The sequence below is a fragment of the Nocardia arthritidis genome, from assembly GCF_011801145.1.
Taxonomy (GTDB): domain Bacteria; phylum Actinomycetota; class Actinomycetes; order Mycobacteriales; family Mycobacteriaceae; genus Nocardia; species Nocardia arthritidis_A.
Map to the genome: position 1 here is coordinate 9,218,146 of NZ_CP046172.1, position 19,214 is coordinate 9,237,359.

Annotated in this window: 19 protein-coding genes; 6 read left to right on the top strand and 13 right to left on the bottom strand. The window is 66.8% G+C overall.

What is annotated here, in order from left to right; translation table 11 throughout:
* Positions 1–5: 5 nt before the first annotated feature.
* From F5544_RS41885 to F5544_RS41905, 5 genes are all read right to left on the bottom strand, one after another.
* Complete coding sequence (locus F5544_RS41885; RefSeq protein WP_167478258.1) at positions 6–779, bottom strand: DsbA family protein; 774 nt, start codon at positions 777–779, stop codon at positions 6–8.
* A gap of 149 nt (positions 780–928) precedes the next feature.
* Positions 929–1,774: a polyphosphate kinase 2 family protein gene (locus tag F5544_RS41890; RefSeq protein WP_167479869.1), complete on the bottom strand. Its 846-nt coding sequence runs from the start codon at positions 1,772–1,774 to the stop codon at positions 929–931.
* Positions 1,775–1,815: 41 nt separating this feature from the next.
* The gene (locus tag F5544_RS41895) at positions 1,816–2,547 is read right to left on the bottom strand and encodes an ESX secretion-associated protein EspG (protein ID WP_167478259.1); all 732 of its coding nucleotides are present in this window, start codon (positions 2,545–2,547) and stop codon (positions 1,816–1,818) included.
* On the bottom strand, positions 2,544–3,218 hold the full coding sequence (locus F5544_RS41900; RefSeq protein ID WP_238846934.1) for a hypothetical protein: 675 nt from the start codon (positions 3,216–3,218) through the stop codon (positions 2,544–2,546). The genes F5544_RS41895 and F5544_RS41900 overlap by 4 nt, the downstream gene beginning before the upstream one ends.
* 41 nt (positions 3,219–3,259) lie before the next feature.
* On the bottom strand, positions 3,260–3,646 hold the full coding sequence (locus F5544_RS41905; protein WP_238846935.1) for a hypothetical protein: 387 nt from the start codon (positions 3,644–3,646) through the stop codon (positions 3,260–3,262).
* A 178-nt stretch (positions 3,647–3,824) separates the two neighbouring features.
* Here F5544_RS41905 and F5544_RS41910 point away from each other — a divergent pair, with 178 nt between their 5' ends.
* Positions 3,825–4,565: a GntR family transcriptional regulator gene (locus F5544_RS41910; RefSeq protein WP_167478260.1), complete on the top strand. Its 741-nt coding sequence runs from the start codon at positions 3,825–3,827 to the stop codon at positions 4,563–4,565.
* 84 nt (positions 4,566–4,649) lie between these two features.
* A complete protein-coding gene (locus tag F5544_RS41915) occupies positions 4,650–4,874 on the top strand; it encodes a hypothetical protein (RefSeq protein ID WP_167478261.1) in 225 nt (74 codons plus the stop codon).
* Positions 4,875–4,916: 42 nt separating this feature from the next.
* On the opposite strand, the gene F5544_RS41920 is transcribed toward F5544_RS41915, so the two are convergent.
* A complete protein-coding gene (locus tag F5544_RS41920; RefSeq protein ID WP_167478262.1) occupies positions 4,917–5,918 on the bottom strand; it encodes a zinc-dependent alcohol dehydrogenase family protein in 1,002 nt (333 codons plus the stop codon).
* A gap of 100 nt (positions 5,919–6,018) precedes the next feature.
* Here F5544_RS41920 and F5544_RS41925 point away from each other — a divergent pair, with 100 nt between their 5' ends.
* The gene (locus tag F5544_RS41925) at positions 6,019–6,957 is read left to right on the top strand and encodes an AraC family transcriptional regulator (RefSeq protein ID WP_238846936.1); all 939 of its coding nucleotides are present in this window, start codon (positions 6,019–6,021) and stop codon (positions 6,955–6,957) included.
* Positions 6,958–6,974: 17 nt separating this feature from the next.
* On the opposite strand, the gene F5544_RS41930 is transcribed toward F5544_RS41925, so the two are convergent.
* The gene (locus F5544_RS41930; RefSeq protein WP_238846937.1) at positions 6,975–8,105 is read right to left on the bottom strand and encodes a S1C family serine protease; all 1,131 of its coding nucleotides are present in this window, start codon (positions 8,103–8,105) and stop codon (positions 6,975–6,977) included.
* Between the two features lie 175 nt (positions 8,106–8,280).
* On the opposite strand from F5544_RS41930, the gene F5544_RS41935 reads away from it, so the two are divergent.
* Positions 8,281–9,333, top strand: a complete 1,053-nt coding sequence (locus F5544_RS41935; protein ID WP_167478263.1) for an NAD(P)-dependent alcohol dehydrogenase — start codon at positions 8,281–8,283, stop codon at positions 9,331–9,333.
* A 45-nt stretch (positions 9,334–9,378) separates the two neighbouring features.
* Here F5544_RS41935 and F5544_RS41940 read toward each other — a convergent pair whose 3' ends face one another.
* Positions 9,379–10,686 (bottom strand): phthiocerol/phthiodiolone dimycocerosyl transferase family protein, encoded by a 1,308-nt coding sequence (locus F5544_RS41940; RefSeq protein ID WP_167478264.1) that lies wholly within the window; start codon positions 10,684–10,686, stop codon positions 9,379–9,381.
* Positions 10,687–10,812: 126 nt separating this feature from the next.
* On the opposite strand from F5544_RS41940, the gene F5544_RS41945 reads away from it, so the two are divergent.
* Positions 10,813–11,370: a TetR/AcrR family transcriptional regulator gene (locus F5544_RS41945; protein ID WP_167478265.1), complete on the top strand. Its 558-nt coding sequence runs from the start codon at positions 10,813–10,815 to the stop codon at positions 11,368–11,370.
* A 3-nt stretch (positions 11,371–11,373) separates the two neighbouring features.
* Here F5544_RS41945 and F5544_RS41950 read toward each other — a convergent pair whose 3' ends face one another.
* The 5 genes from F5544_RS41950 to aceA form a co-directional block, all read right to left on the bottom strand.
* A complete protein-coding gene (locus F5544_RS41950; protein WP_167478266.1) occupies positions 11,374–12,105 on the bottom strand; it encodes a ZIP family metal transporter in 732 nt (243 codons plus the stop codon).
* 67 nt (positions 12,106–12,172) lie between these two features.
* Positions 12,173–12,604, bottom strand: a complete 432-nt coding sequence (locus F5544_RS41955) for a VOC family protein (protein WP_167478267.1) — start codon at positions 12,602–12,604, stop codon at positions 12,173–12,175.
* Between the two features lie 90 nt (positions 12,605–12,694).
* The gene (metE, locus tag F5544_RS41960; RefSeq protein WP_167478268.1) at positions 12,695–14,995 is read right to left on the bottom strand and encodes a 5-methyltetrahydropteroyltriglutamate--homocysteine S-methyltransferase; all 2,301 of its coding nucleotides are present in this window, start codon (positions 14,993–14,995) and stop codon (positions 12,695–12,697) included.
* 205 nt (positions 14,996–15,200) lie between these two features.
* The gene (locus tag F5544_RS41965) at positions 15,201–16,073 is read right to left on the bottom strand and encodes a 3-hydroxybutyryl-CoA dehydrogenase (RefSeq protein WP_167478269.1); all 873 of its coding nucleotides are present in this window, start codon (positions 16,071–16,073) and stop codon (positions 15,201–15,203) included.
* A gap of 212 nt (positions 16,074–16,285) precedes the next feature.
* On the bottom strand, positions 16,286–17,572 hold the full coding sequence (gene aceA / locus F5544_RS41970) for an isocitrate lyase (RefSeq protein ID WP_167478270.1): 1,287 nt from the start codon (positions 17,570–17,572) through the stop codon (positions 16,286–16,288).
* Positions 17,573–18,065: 493 nt separating this feature from the next.
* On the opposite strand from aceA, the gene F5544_RS41975 reads away from it, so the two are divergent.
* Positions 18,066–19,211 carry a lipase family protein gene (locus F5544_RS41975; RefSeq protein ID WP_238846938.1) on the top strand — a complete coding sequence of 382 codons (1,146 nt, stop codon included), beginning with the start codon at positions 18,066–18,068 and terminating at the stop codon, positions 19,209–19,211.
* The last annotated feature ends 3 nt before the right edge of the window (positions 19,212–19,214 follow it).

Below are 19,214 nucleotides of genomic sequence, written 5' to 3' on the forward strand. Positions count from 1 at the left end.
TCGGCTCACTTGGCCGCGTCGGCGATGACCGGCGCGAGTCCACCCTGCGCGAAGAGCACCTGGCTGGAATCGATCTGCTTGCCGTTGACGTACACCGTAGGCGTCGATTGGATACCGCTCTTCAGCACGTCGTTGGTGCGCGCCTGCACGTACTTGTTGTACTTGCGATCGGTAATGCACTGTGCCACCGAAGGATCGGTGTACCCGGCGTCCTTGGCGATCTGGATGATCTTGTCGTCGGTCAGGCCCGTACCGTTTTCCGGCGGCTGCTGGGCGTACATGGCCGCCACCCACGCCTGGAATTTGGTCGGATCCGAACCGGCGACGCAGTATGCCGCGTTGGCGGACCGCGAGGAGTATTCGGTGCCGCCGGACATGCGGTCGAGGAATGCGATGATGTTGTATTCCACGGCGGCGGTGCCGTTCTTCACGGCGTCCTCCAGCACCTGGGCGTTGGCCGCCTCGAAGCCCTTGCAGGCCGGGCACTGCAGGTCGGCGATTACCCGGACGGTCACCTTGGCGTCCGGCTTGCCGATCCGGATCGCGCCCTTGTCGGTGATGGATGCGGCGAAGTTCGCGGTGTTCTGGGTGGCGGCGATGGTCGGCGTCGGGCCCGGATCGTCTTTGCGCGCCTTCTTGATCGCGATCCCGACTCCGATGGCGGCCACCAGGCCGATCAGCACGACGGCCACCGCGACCTGAATGAAGATGGTGCGGTTGCGATCGGCGTTCTGCACCTTGGACAGCGCATTCTTCTTCCGACCCGGATTCTTGCTCACCGTGCGTTCACCACGCCTTTCGCTCTGCCGGCTGCCTGCCGTCACGATCGTAGTTCCGGAGTACGCCCCGGGCACGACCGGCCACGAGGCACATCATGCTGGCCGAACCTGAGAGAACCCGAAATTTCCGGCATCACGGTAACTGGGGGTCAGGCCCGCTCCAATAGTCGCAACTGTTCCGTCACGTCGAATTGGGCAGGCGGCCAATCCAATTTCAGCCGCTCCAGCGCGTCGATCAACAATTCTGTGACCGCGAGCCGGGAGTACCATTTGTGGTCGGCCGGCAGCACATACCAGGGCGCGTGCTCTGTCGAGGTCCGCTCCAGCATCACCTGGTAGGCCTCCTGATAGGCGGGCCAGTAGGCGCGCTCCTCGATATCGTTCGGATTGAACTTCCAGTACTTGTCCGAGCGTTCCAGGCGTTCGCGCAGCCGGCGTTTCTGCTCGTCCAGCGAGACGAACATGGCCACCTTCACCAGCGTGGTGCCCTCGTCCACCAATTCCCGCTCGAAGGCGTTGATTTCGTCGTAGCGCGGCTCCCACACCTTCGGCGGCACCAGGTTGTGCACCCGGACCACCAGCACGTCCTCGTAATGCGAGCGATCGAAGACGCCGAGCTGTCCGCCGCGCGGCAGCTGTTTGCGGATGCGCCACAGATAGTGGTGCCGCTTCTCCTCCGGCGTCGGAACGCCGAACGCGGCATGGTCCACACCCTGCGGATCCACCGATCCGATGACGTGCCGGACGATGCCGCCCTTGCCCGCGGTGTCCATACCCTGCAGCACCAGCAGCACGCTGCGACCGTCGCCGGAGCGACCGTTGGCGTACAGCTTCTCCTGCAGATCCGACAGCACCTGGGTGCGTTCGGCCAGCAGCTCCCGGCCCGCCTTCTTGTCACCCTTGAAGCCGGGTGTGCCGGAGGTATCCAGATCCGCGATGCGCAGACCGTCGGCCCGCAACGCATCGGTCGCGGGACGCGCCCATTGTTTGGCCATCATTCAGAACTACCACGTGCGTGCGCACAAATCGCGCAGCATCAGCAGATATGCGCCATCCGAAGCAGTTCGGCGGCGAATTCCGGATCCGAGACCGGGGTGAGCACCATGTCCTGCGCGGTGGTCAGCAGGTACCGTCCGTCGCCGGTGAAATCCAGCCAGGTGCGGTGCCTGGTCGGCGGGGACATCGGATTCTCCGGTTCCACCGTCACCGTGATGAAGCCGCGGCCGTCCACCGGCTTGCACAGCATCTGCCGGAATCGGGCCGCACCGCGAGATCCGTTGGCCGACGGCGGCTCCTGCGCGCCGAGCGGGGTGAGTACCGCGTCCTGCGGTTCACGCAGCGGACCGACCCGCCCGGCCCGCGCCGGGCCGATGATCTGCACGAGCAGCTGGCCGAGCGCGTTGATGTGACACATCCGCACGGTGACCCGCTCCGGCGTCGCGACCAGGATGCCCGCATGTTTGTGCACCGCGGCGGCGAAGGCGAGAATCCGCTCGTCCTCGGGTCCGGAACCGTTGCGGGGCGGCCGGGTTCGGACACCGGAGACGGTGACGGTGGTGGCATCGGCTCTGGCGCAGAGCGTGAGCGCCGCGGCCAGGTCCGCATCGGCCTGTTTGCCGAAGCGCTGTGCCAAACGCAGTGCGGCATATTCCTTTTCGGTGCGCACCGTATTGGCTTGCACCAGGTTTATCGGGTAGGGGCGGCGATCGAGATTCGTTTCGTTCTCCCAGACGTGGGTGAATTCGTCCGGGGTGAGCACCCACTTCACGGCAAGGCGCTCCCGCTTCCGGAGGAGGGCACGGCGGGTGGGCCCGCGGCCGCGGTCCGGTCGTCGGGCGGGTCGGTGAAGCGGGGTACGCGATCGCCGGAGGCGGGCATGGTCGGCGTGTATACGTAGGTCATCGTGTCCTGCGCATCGGCCTGGGCCGCGGCGGCCGCGATGTCGTATTCCATCCTGCGCCGACCGCCGAGTGCCGCCTCGGCGGCCGGGTCGGCGAGCGGTAGGTATGGCTGCGGGGCCGGTATCGCGGCCCGGATGGTTTGTGCGGCATCGCAATTCAGTTCCATCAGCTGCTGTATCGCGCGAGCGGTCTCGTGCGCGTCGATACCCGCCATGACGAATTCGCGGGTTGCCTGTCCGGCCGCGGCGGCGGTGCGTCCGGACCAATTCGCGAATTCGCGGTTGACGGTGTCGGAAAAGGCTTGGAACGCTTCGGCAACGGCGTCGGCGCCGGCCTGCCAGGCCTCGACGACCCGGCCGAGGGCGGCCGGGTCGAGCGCCTCGTGGACCAGATCCCAGATCTCCTGGTGGGTGTAGCCGCCGAAGTGTTCCCGTTCCGGTGCGTACGCGGGATCGGTTCCGCCGCTGGGTGATTCGGGCCTCGCCGCGAGGCGAGCCCGGATCCGGTCGGCGGCGGCGCGTGCCGTGGAGTCTGCCATCGGTCCCCCTCAGCGCCGCCGAGTGCGGCAGGCGGGGGTGGTCACGGTAGCTCCAGTTGATCGGCGGCCAGCTCCAACGCCGCCCGGTTCGCCGCGTCCGCGGCGCAGAGCTGGTGCGCCGCCGCCAGATACGCGGCCTTGTAGAGCAGCGCGGTTTCCTGGAAGGCGGTCAGCAGATCGAGGAACTGCCTGCCCTTGGCATTGAACCCTGCCGACAACCCATGTCCCGTCGGCAGATTCGCGAAGCCGCGCACATCGGTGACGAGATGCGCTGTGGCCTTTGCCCTTTGCAGATCGTTCACCAGTTTGTCGCAGGCCGCCGCCAATTTCTCGGCGACGTCACCCGCCAACACGAGGGGTTCGTTCCCGGTCGAATCGACGGCGGCGGCGTACAACTCGCGTGCCCTGCGCTGCCCGGTATCCGGCACCGCCAGCCACCCCCTTCCGTTCGGTCCACACCGTTTTCGGCGTGCACTCTACCGTCCGGTAGGGCCGCGCGTTACCCGCTTGACGCACGCCGGGTGTGAACACGCGATGTGGCGCATCACGACGCGTTGTTACACTGCCCGGAGGTTATCCGGCGATGTCGGCGGCGGAAGGCGTCCTGTGCCCGAATTCGATGCGGTGGTACCGAAATATCTCCAGATCGCCCAGGACATCCGGAACCGGATCGAGCGCGGCGAGCTCGCGGCGGGCGACGAGGTCGAGTCCGAGCGGGAATTGGCGGTGCGCTGGAAGGTCGCCAGGCCGACCGCGGCCAAGGCGCTGAACACCCTGCGGCAGCAGGGCATCGTGGAATCGCGTCGCGGTTCGGGAACCTACGTGGCCGACCGCGGAATGCCGGCCGTCGATCGCGAACAGTACGGGCATACAAGGAGTTTCGGCGCACCCTACGCGGAGCACGCGTCGGTGCGCATACTCCGGGTGGCGGCCGTCGACCCGCCGGAACACGTCGCGGAGGTTCTGCGCCTGCCCGATGGACACGCCGCGATCATGCGTAAACGGTTGGCTACCACCGATTCCGGGCCAACAGAGCTGGCAACCTCATGGTATCCTGCAGCGTTCGCCGCCACCGCACCGAAACTCCTTGCCGCCGAACGGCTCTCCGGTGGCACGCTGGCTTACCTGGAAGCCGCCGGCGGCCGCCGGGCCGTACACGGCCGAGACCGGGTCAGCGCCCGGCTGGCCAACGGCGAGGAGCGGGAACTGCTCGGACTGCCCCGCCCCGCCGCGGTCCTGGTCTACGAGCTCACCCTGTACGCGACCGACAACACCGTCATCCAGTTCGACGAAGTGGTCTTCCCACCCGGCCGCCGATTACTCCAACAGGAGTATTCCGCCAGGTAGCGGCCCATTTTCGACATTGACACCCACTCGAATTATTGGCATAGTCCAGAGTGGAATCGCGGCATAGTCCAGAGGGTGGGAGGCGTGGTGCTGGATCAACTGTCCATCGGTAGCTGGGTAGTCATCGGCGAACACTGCTCGGTCCGCCGCGCCCCGCTACCCGACGGGGACTACCTCAACTTCATCTTCGAAAGCGGCGGCAACGAATTCGAATTCGCTTTGGCCCCAGGGGTGTTACGTCGAATGGTCGCGCTCAGCACCATCCCGCCGCCCGGTGAGCACCGATCCGGCGACGCCGAGGTTCGATAGCCGAATCCGTTGCCGGAGCGCGGATGCCGGCGACTTCCGTTCTCAGAGTTCGACGACGATCTTGCCGGTGTGCGTGCCTGATTCCATCAGACGGTGAGCGTCGCGAATGCTGTCCAGACCGTCGAAAACCGCACCGACGTGCGGCCGGAAAACACCGTCGCGGATGCCGGAGGCGATCCAGTGGTTGACGCGGCGACGACCCTCGGCGGTGGCCGCCAACTCCATATTGGCGTAGCCGTACATTCGAAGGGGCCAGTTCATGGGCATCGCCATCGGGCGGTGGTCGAGCCAGCCGTAGACCACGATCGTGCCGTTATGTGTTGCGGCGGTACTCAATTCGGCCAGGCCGGGACCGCCGACGGCGTCGAAGACCACCTGCGCGCCCGCACCGTTGGTGATGCGGCGGGTCTCGGCGACCACATCGGTATCCGCCGAGGCTATGACGTGCGCCGCGCCGTTGTCGATGAGGTGCTGTCGCTTCTCACCGGTCCGGGTCACCGCGATCGGAATGGCTCCGATGCGGGCGGCGGTCTGTAGCGCCGCGATGCCGACGCCGCTGGAAGCCGCGGTGATCAGCACGTGGTCGCCGGGCCGCAGACCACCGGTTTCCAGCAATCCCCCGTATGCGGTGGAGTAGGTGAGCCAGGTCGCGGCGCCCGTGACCGCATCGAGGCCCTCCGGGCGGGGCACCACGGAATCCACCGAAAGCACCACCCGCTCGGCGTATACGCCAGCCGAGCTCATCTCGATATTGGGCCCGGTCAAAACCTTGTCTCCCACAGCGAATTCGGTGACATCGGCGCCGATCGCCTCGACAACGCCGGAGGATTCGTAGCCGAGCCGCGAGCCCGGCAGCGTCGGCGGATAGTAGTAGGTGCCGGCCCGGAACAGGGCCTCCGCGCGGTTGAGGCCCAGCGCCTCGACGCGGATGCGGACTTCCCGCGATCCGGGTTCGGGCAGCTCGAGATCCTCGATGGTGAGCACATCGGCGTCACCGAGTTCGTGGAAGACGACGGTGCGTGCGGTGATCGTGTCGGTTGTCATGACACCGACGCTATGCGCCGACGACGAGATGATCTATGCGTCAACGTCTTGCGGAAATATCCATTCGTCTCGCCGGGAGAACGTGGGATATCGTTCGGAGATGGGTTTGGACGTGCTGAGCGATGCGGTCGCGACCATGCGCACGGGCCGCCCCCACTCCTCGCTCCAAGACAAGTTCGCACCGTGGGGTATGCGCTTTCCCGCCTCGAACGGCGCCGGATTCCATGTGATATTGCAGGGTTCGGCATGGTTGATCCCACCGCGCGAGGACGGCGAGCCGATTCCGCTCGGCCCTGGCGATATCGTCTTTCTGGCGCACGGCCGCGGCCACGCGCTGGCCAGCGATCCCGCCACGCCGCTGCGTGAGGTGCGGCCGCTGCCGGACGGGTCATGGCCACAGCCCTTCTCCGAACCGCACGCACCAGATGCTTCGGCCACCGTAATGCTTTGTGGCGCATATCAACTCGATCATCGACGGGCCCATCCACTGCTCGCCGACCTGCCGGATGTCGTCCACCTGACCCCTCGCGTCGGCACGGACAGCTCCCTGCGCGCCGCGGTGGAGTTACTCGGCACCGAACTCGCGCAACCCCAACCAGGTTCGGACGCGATCGTCACCTCGCTGCTGGACACCCTGCTGCTGTACATTCTGCGCGCCTGGTGGCTCGGCGCTCAGGACGACGACACGATCCCGCACAACGGCTGGGCCGCGGCATTGGTCGACCGCCCCGTCGCCGCCGCGCTGCGCGCGATCCACACCAGCCCCGAACACCCTTGGACCGTCGAGGAACTCGGCGCCATCGGCGGCCTGTCGCGCGCCGCCTTCGCCCGCCGTTTCACCACTCTGATCGGCCGCGCCCCGCTCGCCTACCTGACCTGGTGGCGCATGACCATCGCCGGGCGGCTGCTCCGCTCCGACGACATCCCGCTGCGCGCAGTCGCCCAACGCGTCGGCTACACCTCGGAATTCGCCTTCGCCAAGGCCTTCAAACGCGAGTACGACATGCCGCCCGGCCGCTACCGCGCTCATCATTCGTAATCCCCATGCGGCGCAATTTAATTGGGGGCGCCGAGGGCGAGGACGATCGGTACGGTGCGTTGGGAACCGTCGGGGGCGATGATTCCGACCTGGATGGTCTCGTCGGGTTTGCGGACGTTTATGGCCGCGCGCAACGCGCTCGCGGTGGTGATCGGGCGGCCGTCGATTGCGGTGATCACCTCGCCCTCGGTGAGTCCGGCGGACTGGGCGGGGAGGCCGTAGATGGCCACGTCGATGTGGGCGCCCACCGTGGATTTGGCGTCGGAGACGACAACGCCGAGGGTCGCGGTCGGCCCGACGTGCACGGTGTCGGTCGGTGTGCCGGAACGGATTTGGCGCACGATGCGCATGGCCGTATCGATCGGGACGGCGTAACCGTTCGGCGGATGACCCACCGCCTTGCCGGAATCGCCCGATGCCGCGGCCACGACGCCGACCACCGCGCCGAGGCGGTCCGCGAGCGCGCCCCCGGACTGTCCGGAGGTGACCGGCGCCGCCACCTCGAGCATGCCGCTGAGCGACTTCTTGGTGAGATCGGCGGCGTTGACCGCGACGATGGCGCTGTTCAGATCGGTGATCCGGCCGCCGACCGCGGTCGGTGTGCCGCCGACGCCGCCCGCATTGCCGATGGCCAGCACCTCGTCGCGCAGGTGCACATCGGCGGAGCTGCCGATACGCGCGGGCACCAGATCGTGTGCGCCGGCGAGCGCGAGCAGCGCGATATCGGCGGCCGCGTCGTAGCCGAGCACGGTGGCGTTGTAGACGACGCCGTTGCCGACATCGGTGACGGTGACGGTGTCCGCACCCTTCACCACGTGATGGCTGGTGAGCACCTGACCGTCGGTGGTGAGCACGATGCCGGAGCCCGCGGCGCCGAGCCCGAACGGTTTGGTGGACGCGCTGATATTCACCAGCGCCGGATCGACGACCGATTTGACGTAATCCGGATCCAATGGCGGTACGGCGGCCAGCGTGACCGGCGCGGTTTCGCCGTCGGACGGCGGCCATCCCGGCAATTCGCCACGGAAGCCGAGAAATGCGGTGACGGCCAGGACCGCGGCGACAATGGTCGCCAGTACGCGGCCGCCACCCGCGCCGCGGCGCCGTGCCGCGTCGTCCGGCGGTATTCGCGGGCCCTGCGTGGTCACGCTGCGCTACCTCCTCCGGGCCTGACGCTCATGCCGCGTCGACCAATTCCATTGTGGCCGCATATGCCCGTCCCGGATCGGAAAAACACCGTCCGCCCGGTCCGCGCGGCCGGGTGACCTGGCAAATTTCGTTAGCGATTGGCAATTACATCCATGCGGCGGTAGGCATAGAAGCATGACCACAGCTGCCGCTTACGCCATCTCCGCACCCGACGGCGCATTCGAGAAGGTGACGATCGAGCGCCGTGAACTGGGTCCGCACGATGTGCTCATCGACATCAAATACGCGGGCATCTGCCATTCGGATATCCACACCGCCCGCAACGAATGGAACGGCACCTCCTACCCGTGCGTGCCGGGGCACGAGATCGCCGGACTCGTCGCGGGCGTCGGATCCGCCGTCACCAAATACCGGGTGGGCGACCGGGTCGGCGTCGGCTGCATGGTCGGCTCCTGCGGTCGGTGCGCGCCGTGTCTGGCCGATGAGGAGCAGTACTGCGCCAACGGCACCATCTGGACCTACAACACCCCCGTCGACGCGTCGCAGCAGGCCGAGGGCTACACCATGGGCGGGTACTCGACCCAGATCGTGGTCACCGAGAATTTCGTCGTCGGCATTCCGGAGGGCATCGGGCTCGATGTGGCCGCACCGCTGCTGTGTGCGGGCGTCACCCTCTACTCGCCGCTGCGGCACTGGCAGGCGGGCCCCGGCAAGCGGGTCGCCATCATCGGCATGGGTGGGCTCGGGCACGTCGGGGTGAAGATCGCCGCCGCGATGGGCGCCGAGGTCACCGTGCTCAGCCAGTCGCTGCGCAAGCGCGAGGACGGCCTGCGCCTCGGCGCGACCAACTACTACGCGACCAGCGAGCGGGAAACCTTCCGCGAGCTGCGCGGCCGCTTCGACCTGATTCTCAACACGGTCTCGAGCGACCTGCCGATCGACCAGTACCTGAAGCTGCTCGCCCTCGACGGCACCATGGTGCTGCTCGGCCTGCCCGAAACCCCGATGACGGTCACGGCGCGCAACCTCTCCGGCCTGCGCCGATCCCTGGCCGGTTCGATGATCGGCGGTATCGCGCAGACTCAGGAAATGCTGAATTTCTGTGCGGCGCACGGCATCGGCGCGGAAATCGAACTCATCTCCGCCGACGAGATCGATTCCGCGTACGACCGCGTCATCGCCAGCGATGTGCAATATCGGTTCGTCATCGACATTTCCACGGTGTAAGCCGTAAGGCCGCTCCGAAACACTTGCCGGAGCGGCCTTTTCGGCTTACTCCACACCGACCACACCGCGGGTGACGAGGCGAATCTGTTCGGCCGTCGCCCGGGTGAGCCTGCCCATCTGCGCGTGCGTGTGCTCGGCGGTGTCGTATTCGACCTGGATGATCAGCCGGGCGCCGACGGTGAAGATAGTCATCTTGGGCGGCATCCCCGGCATCATGGCGAAGACGTCGTCGCGGATGACATCGATACCCGCGGGCAGCGAATGCGCGGGCAGCCGACCGACATTCGACAGTGCGAGCGTCGGCCCGGCAGCGAAGACGGCCGCGGTCAATTCGTCCAGTTCGCGCTGGTTGGCTCGCATGAACAGGGCGGCGAAGCGGGTGTCCAGCGCCAGCCGCATCCCGTCGGCGACCGCCCGCGCCAGCGCGATCGGGTCCGCGTCCTCGTCGGCGACGACCGGCGTCCCGACGCCGGAGGCACAGTTGAGCATGGTCGATGCGGACAGGCGCGGGACCAGTTCGTAGCGCAGGTCCACCGCGTGGCCGCACAGCAGCGGCAGCGGTCCGGTGCCCGGCTCCAGCTGGGCGCGGACCGCGGCCATGGCGGCGCCGGACAGCAGGCTGTTCACCGAAAGACCATGTGTCCGTGCGGTATTCACCAAGGCTCCGGTCTCGTCCTCGGTCAGTTCGATCCGCTGAAGCGCCAGCCTGCCGCGCGGATCACCAACGCCGTCACCGTCTTTGGGCAGCATGCGCGGCGCGTCCGCCGGGTCCGCGGCGAGTACGGCGGCTCGGATACCCGCCAGGAATTCGTCCACCTCGGCCTCGGCGGTGACGGCGGCGAGCAGATTATCGACGCCATCGGGCAGCAGTGTCGAATTCACCTGCGGCAGCGGCGATCCGACGATATGACCGGTGTAGCGCTGCCACATCTCGTCCAGCAGGGCGAAGGCGGAGCGGCCGTCGGCGATGCCGTGATGGATGATCAGCACGATCCGGGTCAGGTCACCGTCGCGCAGCAGCCGCGCCCGGAACAGTCCCGCACGCCAATCCTGTTGGGAATTCACTAATTCCAAGTATTCGGCCGCGCCGCCGTCGGCGATCTCCAGCACCGGCCGGTGGGTGTCGACGCACCGGAAGCTGAGCACCCCATCGGTTTCCACGATCGAGCTGCGCAAGAGCGGATGTCCGGCGGCGAGTTCGGCCAGCACGCGACGCAGGATTTCGGCGTCGATCCGGCCGCGGACGGTGCTGCCGATGTAGAGCGGCATGCCGCCGATCGGCACGCTGCCGAGGCGGGCTTCGGTGCTGAAGTAGCTGGTTTCGAAGGGGGAGAGCAGACGCTGAGCGGTCATATCCGTGAACTTTCGTGCGGTTGAGCCAACAGTCATGACCATACACATGTCTCAAACATTTGTCACAAACATATGTTTGAAACAGTTGTCACAAACGTTCGTATGCCCCGCTGCTACCCTGGGTGGGTGGGAACCCGAGAAGATCTCCTCGCCGCGGCCAAACTGTGCCTGGCCGAGCGCGGCTACGCCCGCACCACCGTGCGCGATATCGTCGCCGCATCCGGCACCAATCTGGCCGCGATCAACTACCACTTCGGCACCCGCGACAAACTGCTCAACCAGGCCATGCTCGAATCCACCGCCGCGGCCGTGACGCAGCTGCTCGAATCCCTGCCCGACGCGGGGACCGGCGATCCGGCCGCGCGGCTGAATGCCTTCTGGCACAAGCTGGTCGACTCGTTCACCGCGGATCGCGCGCTCTGGTCGGCCAATGTCGAGAGCACCGCGCAGGCACTGCATCTGCCCGAGGTACGCGCGGAAACCGCTGCGGCCCAACAGGCTGCCCGCGCCGGACTGTCCGAACAACTCGGGCAGTCCGATCAGCGGATCGGCGTCGCGCTGCAGACGCTGATCGGCGGCATGCTGATCCAGTGGATGGTCGATCCGGAACACGCACCGTCGGCCGATGACCTCATCGACGGCATCGGGGCACTGGCCGAACTGATGGACGCCAATACCGACTGACGGTCAATTATTAAGCGCCGCAACGAGAAACATCAACGCGGCACCGGCGAGCATATAGAACAGGACGGCGCGCGACGGCCGCCCGGCATGCGCCTCGGGCAGGATATCGGCGGTCGCCAGGTACAGCAGAAATCCGGCGAAGTAGCCGAGATACAGTCCGGCGAATTCCGCGGGCACGGTGAGCACGGTGCCGAGTACCGCACCGGCGACCGGCGCGAGCGCGTCGAGCAGCAGCACCAGCAGCGCCCGCCGCCGCGCGTTGCCGTACAGCGTCGGAATGGTGAAAGCGTTGAAACCATCGGCGAAGTCGTGACAGATCACGGCGATGGCGACCGCGATACCCACCGAGGCGCCCGCCTGGAAGCCGATCCCGATGCCGAAACCGTCGAGCATGCTGTGGAATACCAGGCCCGCCGCGGCGAGCAGCCCCACCGATTCCAAATCGTGTGTGTGCGAACCATATTCGCCCTCGTGCCCGCGATGGATCGCCATCTCGCGCTCGATGATGTGAATGGTGAAGAAGCCGACCACCGCGGCCAGCAGCGCGACCGGAACGCCGTGCACCGGCGGCCGGGTCTCGATAAGCGCCTCCGGCAGCAGGTCGAAGAACACCACCCCGAGCATTACGCCCGCGGCCAAGCCGAGCACCAACCGCCTGCGCTCGCCGACGCGCATCGCGATCAGCCCGCCGAGCAGGGTCGAGCACATCGACACAAACGCCAGCACAATGGCCATCGGACCAGCATCGGACACCCACCTGGCGAATCGCGGTATCCGGTCCGGTATGTCGCCCGGCCCGGTGCTACTGGGACCGGAACACCGGCTGCGGCAGCAGCAACACCTGCCAGCCGTCGGGATCCGCGAAGGCCAGCGCGCCGTGTTCGGTCCAATACGGATTCTCCGGCGTCACCTCCGGTGCGCCGAATTCGCGCAGCCGCGCGGCCACCCGCTGCTGATCGGCCGCGCCGTCGAAGTAGAACACCAGCAGATGCTCCGCGCTCGGCGCATCACCGGGACTGCCGTCGACATGCGAGGTGAACTCCAAATGGTATGCGGCGCCGGGCAATCCGAGCATCACGACGCTGTAGCCCGCATGCCCGTCGGCGCGGAACAGCTCACGCAGCCCCAAACCTTCTGCGTAGAACCGCACCACCTCGGCGAGCCGGTCGGTGGGGCGGGCGATGCGCACCTGAGCGACCGGCAACGGCTCCGGCCAGTTGTTCTCGGTAGTCATGCCTCGATAGAACGCTCTCCGGCCGCGGTGAAATTCCGGCCCGTCGCGAAATTGGCCGCCTCACCATGAAATGGCAAGGCGGCCAACGTTTCAGCCCTGTTCAACCCGGCGGCGCAGTCGGCGTGCGGCCGCGACCATATTCCGCAGCGACGGCTCCAACTGCCAGTAGTGCCTGGTCTTCAGTCCGCCGTCCGGATTGGCCCACAGCCGCTCCGGCGTCACGGCTTCGGCTGCGGCGGTGAGCAATTCGTCCAGCTCGTCGATATCCGGGATACGCGCGGAACGACTCTCGTACACGCCGGGCCCGACGCCGTGGCTCAGCCCGTGCCCGGACGCGCTGTCGGTCTTCAGCGCCTTGAGCACCCATTCGATCGAACGGGTCGCCACGATCGCGGTGACATCGGCATCGAGCTCCTCGATCGCCTCGACGACCTCGGCACGGCCGGAATACCCGATATGCGTGTGGATTTGGGTTTCCGGCGCGACGCCCGAGGTGGCCAGCCGGAACGCGCCGACCGCCCAGCGCAGGTACTCCGCCCTGCCCTCGGGACGCAGCGGCAGCATCTCCCGGATGGCGGGCTCGTCCACCTGGATGATGGCGATGCCTGCCCGTTCCAGATCGGCCAGCTCGTCACGGATCGCGAGCGCGACCTGATCGGCGGTCTCGTGCAGCGGCTGATCCTGCCGGACGAACGAGCGCGCGATCATCGTCACCGGACCGGTCACCATGCCCTTCACCGGCTTGTCGGTGAGCGACTGCGCGTAGCTGATCCACTCCACCGACATCGGCGCCGGACGCGCCACGTCACCGTAGAGGATCGGCGGTCGCACACAACGGGATCCGTACACCTGCACCCAACCGAAGTGGGTGGTCGCGAAGCCGTCGAGCAGCTCGGCGAAGTACTGGATCATATCGTTGCGCTCGTGCTCCCCGTGCACGAGCACATCCAGGCCGATGTCCTCCTGCAGCCGGATCGTCGACTCGATCTCGGCCTCGATCCGCTTGCGGTACTCCTCGTAGGACAGCCGACCCTGCCCGAGGTCGTAGCGCGCCTGGCGAATCCGGTTCGTCTGCGGGAAGGAGCCGAGCGTCGTCGTCGGCACCGGCGGCAGATTCAGCTTGCGCTGCTGCGCCTCTCGGCGCACCTCGTACGGTTCGCGCGAGCGCATATCCGAGGTGATCGCGTAAACCCGTTGGCGCACCGCGTGTTTCTGCTTGAAGTGCACCTCGGTCGGCCGCTTGCGCCACTTGTCCGACGGACCCTCGGTGAGCGCCTTCGCCAGCGAAACCACCTCGCCCACCTTCTGTTTCGCGAAGGCGAGCCGGTCGGCGACATTGCCGTCGATCTCGTACTCGACGAGCAGGTCGTACGGCACGTGCAGCAGCGTGGTTCCGGTGGAGACCACCAGATCCGGGCACACCTGCGCGAGCTCGTTGAGGTACTCCAACGTCACGTAGCGATCGGCCCGCCACACATTGCGACCGCTGATCACACCCGCGTACAGGCGCTTGCGCCGGATGCCGGGCACCTGCGCCAGATCCTCCGGACGCATCCGGTGGCTCGCCAGATCGAGCCCGATCGCCTCGACGCCGGTGCGCGCCAGAATCGTCAGCGCCGCACCGAAATCGCCGTACTGCCCGGTGACCAGCATGCGCGGCCGCAGCGGCGCCGTCGAAAGCTGTTGGTAGGCCCGCTCGAACGCGGCCAGTTCGGCCTCGGTGCGCTCGCTGGTGAACGCGGGCTCGTCCAGCTGCACACAGGTGGAACCGCGCTTGGCCAGGATCTCGAACAGCTGCTCGTACACCGGAAGCAGCTTGTCCAGCAGGCTCAGTGTGTCGAATTCGGCCTCGCCCGGCACCGGACCGGCCTTCGAGAGCAGCAGCAGCGAAACCGGGCCGAGCACCACCGGACGCAGCTCGATATCCTGCGCCTTCGCTCGGTCCCACTCATCGAGCAGGGCCTCCGGATGCAGCGAGAATTCGGTGTCGGCATCCAGTTCCGGCTGCCGGTAGTGGTAGTTGGTGCTGAAGTAGCGCACCAGCTCCAGCGGCGGCAGATCCGGGCGGCCACGGGCCATCAGGAAGTAGAAGTCAAGCGGATCCAGCCCATCCCGGTACGGCTCGAACCGCTTGGGCACCGCGCCGAACAGCAGCGCGTTGTCGAGGACGTGGTCGTAGAAGGAGAAGGTATTGCCGGGGACCTGGGTCAACCCGGTCGCGGCCAGCTCGTTGAACTGGCGCTCCTGAATATCGCGGCCGACGGCGAGCAGCTCCGCGCGGGACAGGCTGCCGTGCCAGTAGGACTCCAGCGCCCGCTTGAGTTCCCGATGCGGTCCGATTCTGGGGTAGCCGAGGATGCTGGATCCGAATCCTTCGGTGACATTGACCATGGCGGCGGGCTTCCCTTTCGATCATCCGTCCGGCGGCCCGTGAGCGGGGGCCGCCGGACAGCGCTCGCTATCGATGTGCGGCTGTCGACGAGCGCCGGGCCGCCGGCTCGACTCGACGCGGGCGAACCGCCGTGACCAGCGGTTCTCTAAGCAGCTTAGGCCGGAAACGCCGCGGGCCCGGTTGATTACCGGGCCCGCGGATATATCAAGCGCGGTTGTACTGATAGAAGCCGGCGCCGGATTTCTTACCCAGCAGCCCGGCCTCGACCATTCGCATCAGCAGCGGCGGGGCCGAATACAGCGGCTCCTTGAATTCGGCGTACATCGAATCCGCGATCGACTTCACGGTGTCCAGCCCGACCAGGTCGGTCAGCGCGAGCGGGCCCATCGGGTGGGCACAGCCGAGCACCATCGCCTTGTCGACGTCTTCCTTTGTGGCGAAACCGGATTCGACCATCCGGATGGCCGAGAGCAGGTACGGCACCAGCAGCGCGTTCACCACGAAGCCGGAGCGGTCGGCGGAGCGCACCACCTGCTTGTCGAGCACATCGCTCGCGAAGGCCTCGGCGCGCTGCGACACCGACTCGCTCGTCTTGAGCGTGGTGACCAGCTCGACCAGCGGGAGCACCGGCACCGGGTTGAAGAAGTGCATGCCGACAACCCGCTCCGGGTTGGCGGTGGCCACCGCGATCTTCATGATCGGGATGGATGAGGTGTTGGAGGCCAGCACGGCGTCCGGGTCGGTGACGACCTTGTCCAGCTCGGCGAAGATCGAGGTCTTCACGTCCTCGTTCTCCAGCACGGCCTCGACCACCAGCTGGCGGTCGGCGAAATCGCCGAGGTCGGAGGTGAAGCGCAGCCGCCACGCGGCCTGCTCACGCTCGCGCTCGGTGATCTTGCCGCTGCTCACGCCGCGGTCGAGGGAACGCAGGATGCGGGCGCGTCCGGCGGCAGCTAGTTCCCGGGTCTGCTCGTACACCAGCACGTCGACATGCGCCCTGGCACACACCTCCGCGATACCCGCGCCCATCTGTCCGGCGCCGATAACGCCGACGCGTTGAATCTTGTCGCTGCTCACGTCCCGCTCCTGCTGTTTGTCTTGGCTGTCGGTGGCTCTGTACGAAGGTGGGCTCCGGAGTGTGAGCGCCTTCGATGGACCAAGGTATAGGGATGCCCTCCCCGCTGGGGCTGTTCAGCGGGAAGGGCTGGTGAGCCGGTGCCGGGAGCGCCGCTCCGCTCCCGGCATCGACTCATGGATCAGATGCGTGAACATCCGAAAGTTGTTCCGGCTCAGTGGAACTGACCCTCTTCGGTGGAGCCCTTCAGCGCCGCGGTCGAGGTGTTCGGGTCAACCGTGGTGGCGATGGTGTCGAAGTAGCCGGCACCGACCTCACGCTGGTGCTTGGTGGCGGTGTAGCCGCGGGCCTCGGCCGCGAACTCGCGCTCCTGCAGGTCGACGTAGGCGGTCATACCCTCGCGGGCGTAGCCGTAGGCCAGGTCGAACATGGAGTAGTTCAGCGCGTGGAAGCCGGCCAGGGTGATGAACTGGAACTTGAAGCCCATCGCGCCCAGCTCGCGCTGGAACTTCGCGATGGTGGCGTCGTCCAGGTGCGCCTTCCAGTTGAAGGACGGCGAGCAGTTGTAGGCCAGCAGCTGGTCCGGGAACTCGGACTTGACCGACTCGGCGAACTTGCGGGCCAGCTCCAGGTCCGGGGTGCCGGTCTCCATCCAGATCAGGTCGGCGTACGGGGCGTAGGCCTTGGCACGCGCGATGCAGGGCTCGATGCCCTTCTTCACGTGGAAGAAGCCCTCGGAGGTGCGCTCGCCGGTGATGAACGGCTGGTCGCGCTCGTCCACATCGGTGGTGATGAGGGTGGCGGCCTCGGCGTCGGTGCGGGCGATGACCACGGTCGGGACGTCGGCGACGTCGGCGGCCAGGCGCGCGGAGGTCAGGGTGCGGATGTGCTGCGAGGTCGGGATGAGGACCTTGCCGCCCAGGTGGCCACACTTCTTCTCGGAGGCCAGCTGGTCCTCCCAGTGGGTGCCCGCGGCGCCGGCCGCGATCATGGCCTTCTGCAGCTCGTAGACGTTCAGCGCGCCACCGAAGCCGGCCTCACCGTCGGCGACGATCGGGACCAGCCAGTTGTCGACCGAGGTGTCGCCCTCGACCTTGGCGATCTCGTCGGCGCGCAGCAGCGCGTTGTTGATGCGGCGCACCACGGCCGGAACCGAGTTGGCCGGGTACAGCGACTGGTCGGGGTAGGTGTGGCCGGAGAGGTTCGCATCACCGGCGACCTGCCAACCGGAGAGGTAGATGGCCTTCAGGCCGGCGCGGACCTGCTGGACCGCCATATTGCCGGTGAGCGCGCCGAGCGCGTTGATGTAGCCGTCGCCGTTCACGCCCTCCCAGAGGATCTCGGCGCCACGGCGGGCGAGGGTGTTCTCCTCGACAACGGTGCCCTGGAGCTTGGTGACCTGCTCCGGGGTGTAGTTACGGGTGATGCCCTTCCAACGCGGGTTGGTGTCCCAATCCTTCTGGATTTCCGCAGCGGTCTTCGGGGTGCCGGTGGTCGACATCTCTGACTCCACTTCTCTGGTCGGTCGGTGCCCCACGGTCGAGTTCGACTCGAACTGCTGGAGCGGCAATTTGCAGGCTTGCTAGGCCCATGGGGTGTACTTCCACACGATTGCACACGGTGAAATGGCCGTCTACCTGTTGCTAATGTGAATGTTCGCTAGGTTTCCACCTGGGTTTGCTAATTTTGCGAAATTAGCGGGTGAATTGCACGAGTGAAACCTACCCGCGAGTAGGCCTGACGTGCGGTTTTAGCGTAACGCTCGTACTGTTTGTGATCGACAACGGGATGTGACCTAACACCGGACATACCCCGCGGTTGTGAGTACATTCACAGGCCCGGCGACCACCTATGTGTGGGCTGGGCCACCACTTTCAGGGGCGGGGATCGGCATCGGGCACACTTGGGCTTCCCCGAGATCCTGGACGCACGTCCGGTCAACGCCCGTCGCGCGTCGGCAGGAGCCGGTACGCCGTGATCCGGACAGGAGCATCATGCCGAAACCGCGTATGACCTCGACCTTCGCCGCCGCCATCGGCATTGCCGCCGCAAGTCTGCTCGGCGGACCCACCGCGAACGCGGCCCCCGCCGCGGGCACGGTGTTATCGCTGGCGCCGCTGCCGCCGGTGGCCACCCTGCCGGGATCGGTCGGCTCCACCCGGATCCTCTACGGCTCCACCACCGCGAACGACCGATCGACAACAACGAGCGCCGCCGTTTACTTCCCGCCCGGTGAGCCCCCGGCGGGCGGCTGGCCGGTGATCGCCTGGGCGCACGGGACCGTCGGGCTCGCCGACAAATGCGCCAACAGCATCGGCGGACCCGCGCTGCCCGACCGCGACTGGGCCTACCTCGGCGCCTGGCTACGGCAGGGTTATGCGATCGTCGCCGCCGATTACGCCGGACTCGGCACGCCCGGCGGACATCCATATTTGAACGGTGTGACGACCGCGCACAATGTCGTCGACGCGGTGCGGGCGGCTACCCGCGAATTCGCTTCGCTGTCAAAGAAATGGGTGGTGGTCGGGCAATCGCAGGGCGCGGGCGCCGCGGTATTCACCGCGCGATACGCCACCGAATTCGGCGGGCCGGAATTGGATTACCGCGGCGGTGTCGCCACCGGAATTCCGGCATATGTGGAAGACGGCATGGCGCCGCTGGGCCCACACCTACCGCCCATCGAACTACCCCCGCACACAACGGCCTACCTGCTCTACATCCTCAACGGCCTGCGCGTCACCTACCCCGAGCTACATATCGAATCCTTCCTCACCGATGCGGGCCGCGCCTGGCTCGCCCGCGCCCGACGGGACTGCATCGAGCCGTTCGGCGACGAGATCGCCGCACAGCACATCGTCTTCGGCGATCTGCTCGCCCGCCCCCTCAGCGACATCCCCGATGTGCACAACTTCCTGCACCGCTACCTGGGCCTGCCCGAATCCGGTTACGACAGACCGCTTTTCCTCGGCCAGGGCCTACTCGACACCGACGTCATCATGCCGGAAACCCTCCGCTACGCCGCCGTCCTGAAATCCAACGGCGAACCCGCAACCTTCCACACCTATCCCCAAGACCACAGCGGCACCGTCAACGCCTCCCTCCCCGACTCGATCCCATTCGTCCGAAACCTGTTCGGCTAGTTG